At 37.4% G+C, this 4,625-nt stretch carries 4 protein-coding genes, 5 tRNA genes and 1 rRNA gene; 9 read left to right on the forward strand and 1 reads right to left on the reverse strand.

What is annotated here, in order from left to right:
* The first annotated feature begins 98 nt into the window (after positions 1-98).
* The 4 genes from GWI68_RS08805 to birA all read left to right on the forward strand — a co-directional run bounded on the left by GWI68_RS08805 (position 99) and on the right by birA (position 2,496).
* Positions 99-174, forward strand: a tRNA-Thr gene (locus GWI68_RS08805).
* A gap of 51 nt (positions 175-225) precedes the next feature.
* Positions 226-341 (forward strand): 5S ribosomal RNA (gene rrf, locus GWI68_RS08810).
* Between the two features lie 161 nt (positions 342-502).
* On the forward strand, positions 503-1,537 hold the full coding sequence (gene murB, locus GWI68_RS08815; RefSeq protein ID WP_166540036.1) for a UDP-N-acetylmuramate dehydrogenase: 1,035 nt from the start codon (positions 503-505) through the stop codon (positions 1,535-1,537).
* Positions 1,534-2,496 carry a bifunctional biotin--[acetyl-CoA-carboxylase] ligase/biotin operon repressor BirA gene (gene birA / locus GWI68_RS08820; protein WP_166540037.1) on the forward strand — a complete coding sequence of 321 codons (963 nt, stop codon included), beginning with the start codon at positions 1,534-1,536 and terminating at the stop codon, positions 2,494-2,496. The genes murB and birA overlap by 4 nt, the downstream gene beginning before the upstream one ends.
* 122 nt (positions 2,497-2,618) lie before the next feature.
* Here birA and coaA read toward each other — a convergent pair whose 3' ends face one another.
* Positions 2,619-3,566: a type I pantothenate kinase gene (coaA, locus tag GWI68_RS08825; RefSeq protein WP_072071181.1), complete on the reverse strand. Its 948-nt coding sequence runs from the start codon at positions 3,564-3,566 to the stop codon at positions 2,619-2,621.
* 436 nt (positions 3,567-4,002) lie between these two features.
* On the opposite strand from coaA, the gene GWI68_RS08830 reads away from it, so the two are divergent.
* The 5 genes from GWI68_RS08830 to GWI68_RS08850 all read left to right on the forward strand — a co-directional run.
* Positions 4,003-4,078: transfer RNA gene (locus GWI68_RS08830), tRNA-Thr, on the forward strand.
* Between the two features lie 13 nt (positions 4,079-4,091).
* A tRNA-Tyr gene (locus tag GWI68_RS08835) sits at positions 4,092-4,176 on the forward strand.
* 82 nt (positions 4,177-4,258) lie between these two features.
* A tRNA-Gly gene (locus GWI68_RS08840) sits at positions 4,259-4,333 on the forward strand.
* Between the two features lie 5 nt (positions 4,334-4,338).
* A tRNA-Thr gene (locus GWI68_RS08845) sits at positions 4,339-4,414 on the forward strand.
* Between the two features lie 121 nt (positions 4,415-4,535).
* A partial coding sequence (locus tag GWI68_RS08850; RefSeq protein WP_074379300.1) for a GTP-binding protein occupies positions 4,536-4,625 on the forward strand: 90 nt, incomplete at its 3' end.

Raw genomic sequence — 4,625 nt, forward strand, 5'->3', positions numbered from 1 at the left:
GTAGCGCCGATGGTAGTGTGGGGTCTCCCCATGTGAGAGTAGGGAACTGCCAGGCATTAAATTTAGGCTGTGTCAGCCGGTGACAATAAGCCACTAGTGCTGATATGGCTCAGTTGGTAGAGCACACCCTTGGTAAGGGTGAGGTCCCCAGTTCGAATCTGGGTATCAGCACCAATAAAAAATTATTATAACTGCATAAGCAGACAGTTATAAATACAGAATTTGCTTGGCGGCCATAGCGCAACGGTCCCACCTGATCCCATGCCGAACTCAGAAGTGAAACGTTGTAGCGCCGATGGTAGTGTGGGGTCTCCCCATGTGAGAGTAGGGAACTGCCAGGCATTAAATAAGACGAGAAAGCCAACCCAATGGGTTGGCTTTTTTGCGTTTAAGACATTTAAAACACAAATATACTTTCTCTCCTCTAATCACTTATCACTTTGCTATCCTCAATGATGCTTGACTGTTAAACTAAGCTATCAGCTAAATGAGGTAGACTTTCATGAAAGAATCGGTTTCATTGCAAGCATTTAATACATTTGGTTTGAGAGTAAAAGCTCACCAAATAGAAACTGCAAATAATAAAGATGAGCTTTGTACATATTGGCAAAATGCCCATGAGAAGAGATTACCAACCCTTATTCTAGGTGGCGGTAGTAACGTGCTATTTACTAAAGATTTTAATGGTATTGTTATCCGTAACTGTATTGCTGGCATTGAAATTACTGAAGATGAGCAATATTGGTCTGTTCATGTTGGAGCTGGCGAGAGTTGGCATGCGCTTATTGAATATCTGTTAGAAAAAAATATCTATGGACTAGAAAATTTAGCGTTGATCCCAGGCAATGTTGGTTCTGCGCCAATACAAAATATTGGTGCTTATGGTAAAGAGCTGAAAGATGTTTGTGCCTATGTTGATATTATTGAATTAAGTACAGGCAATATTAGTCGATTAACAAATGAAGAATGCGAGTTTGGTTATCGCGACAGTATTTTCAAACATCATTATCAGCAAGGCTTTGCTATTATTGCTGTCGGTTTACTACTAAGTAAAAAATGGGAACCTATTCTTACTTATGGTGATTTATCAAAATTATCATTAGAAACTGTTACACCAAAGGATGTATTCGAATCTGTATGCTTAATGAGAACGAGCAAGCTACCAGATCCAAAAATAACGGGTAATGCTGGAAGTTTTTTTAAAAACCCAATTGTTGATATTCGTATTGCACAACAATTAAAAACAGAATATCCATTTTGTCCTCAATATGTACAGCGAGATGGTGTGAAGATTGCGGCTGGTTGGCTGATTGATCAATGTGGTCTTAAAGGACATCAAATTGGTGGTGCGGCAGTTCACACTAAACAAGCACTGGTACTTATTAATAAAGAAGGCACCGCGACAGGTGAAGATATTGTGAACTTAGCCGCATATATTCGCCAGAAAGTCTCAGAACGCTTCGGTGTAAAATTAGAGCCAGAAGTTCGCTTTATTGGCCAATATGGCGAAATCAATGCTGTGGATGCTATTTCATGAAAGAAACACCAACTCCTTTATTATTAATTAAAATTCTTGCTGATGGGAATATTCATTCAGGAGAGCAATTAGGCGAAAGTTTAGGAATGACTCGAGCAGGCATTAATAAACATATTCAAACATTGCGTAGCTGGGGTATTGACGTTCAGACGGTTGCTGGAAAAGGGTACCAATTAGATGCGCCAATGAATTTATTGAATGCAGATATTGTGAATCAGAATATTAAAGGTGAGCCTGCTAGCGTTATTCCTGTTATAGATTCTACAAATCAGTATTTGATCCAACGTATTAGCGAATTAAAATCAGGTGATGTATGTATTGCTGAATACCAGTCTGCTGGACGAGGTAGAAGAGGTCGCCAATGGATCTCGCCTTTTGGTAGAAATTTATATTTGAGTATGTATTGGAAACTCGAGCAAGGGCCTGCTGCTGCAATAGGATTGAGTTTGGTTGTCGGCGTTATTATGGCTGAAGTATTGCAAAAACTTGGCGCAAATGGCGTTAAAGTAAAATGGCCTAACGATCTCTATTTAAATGATAAAAAGCTTTCAGGTATTCTTGTTGAATTAACAGGGAAGACGGGTGATGTTGCTCATATTGTAACGGGTATTGGCATCAATATTGCGATGAGTAAAAATCAAAATGAGGTTATCAACCAACAATGGATTAATTTAGAGCAAGTTGGTATTAAGATTGACAGAAATGAACTTGCTTGTGAAATTACTAATGCATTAAGAGAAGCATTTATCCAGTTTGAAAAACAAGGGTTGTCTGTTTTTATAGAACGCTGGAAAAGTTTAGATAACTTTATGGATAGACGTGTAAAACTGATTATTGGCGAAAAAGAAATCTTTGGTATCGCTAAAGGTATTAATGATCAAGGGGCTTTACTTTTAGAGCAAAATGGTAAAATTACACCTTATATAGGTGGTGAAATTTCACTAAGAAGTGCATCTTAATGTTTTGAATTGCGTCGAATGTCTGAAATTGAAAAAGCTTTCTCTAATCGGAAAGCTTTTTTGGTATTTATATTATTAAATCTATTTAGAACTAGAAGAAATCAGTGAATAATTGTTCAGTTTTATTTACGTAATCTAACATTGCTAATTGTATGATTATGGCCTTTGGTTAAGATCAAACTTGCTCTCTCTCTTGTTGGCAAGATGTTTTGTTTTAAGTTTAATCCATTAATTTCTTGCCAAATGGATGAGGCTATTTCTATAGATTCTTCTCTGCTTAATTTAGAATAATTATTAAAATACGATTCAGGATCAGTAAATGCCCCTTCTCTAAATTTCAAAAAGCGACTGATATACCAGTGTTTTAGTAATTCTTCTTCTGCATCAACATAAATAGAGAAATCTACATAATCTGATACAAAAACATTATGTGGATCATGCGGATAATCTTGATTGCTCTGTAATACATTCAATCCTTCAAGAATCAAAATATCAGGTTGCTCAATAACCTGTTTCTTATCAGGAATGATGTCATATACTAAATGAGAATAGACAGGCGCTGTCACTTGTTTCTTACCTGATTTTATATCAGAAACGAAAGAGACAAGGCTATGCATATCATAGGATTCAGGAAATCCTTTTTTCTTCATTATCCCGCGTTTTTTTAACTCTGCATTAGGTAAAAGAAAACCATCAGTAGTAATTAAATCTACTTTACGATGCTCTGGCCAACGCGTTAAAAGTGCTTGTAGCAAGCGAGCCGTTGTACTTTTACCAACAGCAACACTACCCGCGATACCAATAATATATGGAATTTTAGCGCTTCTTGTGCCAAGAAATTGCTCTAAGACGGCTTGACGGCGTAGGTTAGAGCTAATGTAAAAATTGAGTAATCTCGAAAGAGGAAGATAAATCTCAATAACATCATCAATGGAAATTTCTTCGTTAATTCCTTTTAAGTCTGCAATTTCTTTTTCTGTTAGCGTTAAAGGAACAGAGTCTCTTAACGTTGCCCAGTGCTTTCTGTCAAATTCTAAATAAGGGGTTATAAAGCGTTCTTTGTTATTCATAAGCCAACATCTGCCTAGTCTTCGCAGGTTGGACAGGCTGTTTAAAACACCCGTATCCGATAAAAAATAAACAGCATCATAACGAGTCATGCTTCATTGGCGTAGATATTTTTAAAATTTTTCTACTTTTTTTGACGCGAACTGAATAAATTTGCAAAAAAAGTATAAAAAATAGACATGGAAATTATTTTTTAGCGTAGACTAGTGAGTGCGTAATTAATTTTTTTTCTAAAAATTTATTAAATGCAATAAATTTAGGGCTTGAAAGATAAATTAGAATTTGAATTTATCTTGAATTGTTGTTGTCATTTTGGTCGTTTTTTTCCTAAAAAATCAACAATTCAATCAAAACCGAACAAAATATAAGCAAAAGAACAAATATCGCAATTTTTTTGTTGCATCATGATGAAAGTCCTCCTAGAATGCGCACCACTTAGCCGGCATAGCTCAGTTGGTAGAGCAACTGACTTGTAATCAGTAGGTCCCGAGTTCGACTCTTGGTGCCGGCACCATTAAAATTTAGTTGGTGGGATACCCAAGCGGCCAAAGGGAGCAGACTGTAAATCTGCCGTCACAGACTTCGAAGGTTCGAATCCTTCTCCCACCACCATTAATTCCTTACTTAGGTGTTTTCAAATAGTAAACACTTGAGTAGAATACAAAGCTGATTTTAAGTCAGGTAGCCGAGTTCTGCGGGCATCGTATAATGGCTATTACCTCAGCCTTCCAAGCTGATGATGCGGGTTCGATTCCCGCTGCCCGCTCCAGATGTGCTGATATAGCTCAGTTGGTAGAGCGCACCCTTGGTAAGGGTGAGGTCGGCAGTTCGAATCTGCCTATCAGCACCACTCCTTCATGTTCTTGCCTCCCTGAATAAAATCTTAACAAGCAATAGCAAATCGCTAATTTACTTACTGCTTGGTTGATGTGGTGTAACCACCGATTCCGTGTCTTAGAGGGACAATTTAAATGTCTAAAGAAAAATTTGAACGTTCAAAACCGCACGTTAACGTTGGTACTATCGGCCACGTTGACCACGGTAAAACAACTCTGACTGCT

This window comes from Proteus sp. G2669, assembly GCF_009915245.1.
GTDB lineage: Bacteria > Pseudomonadota > Gammaproteobacteria > Enterobacterales > Enterobacteriaceae > Proteus.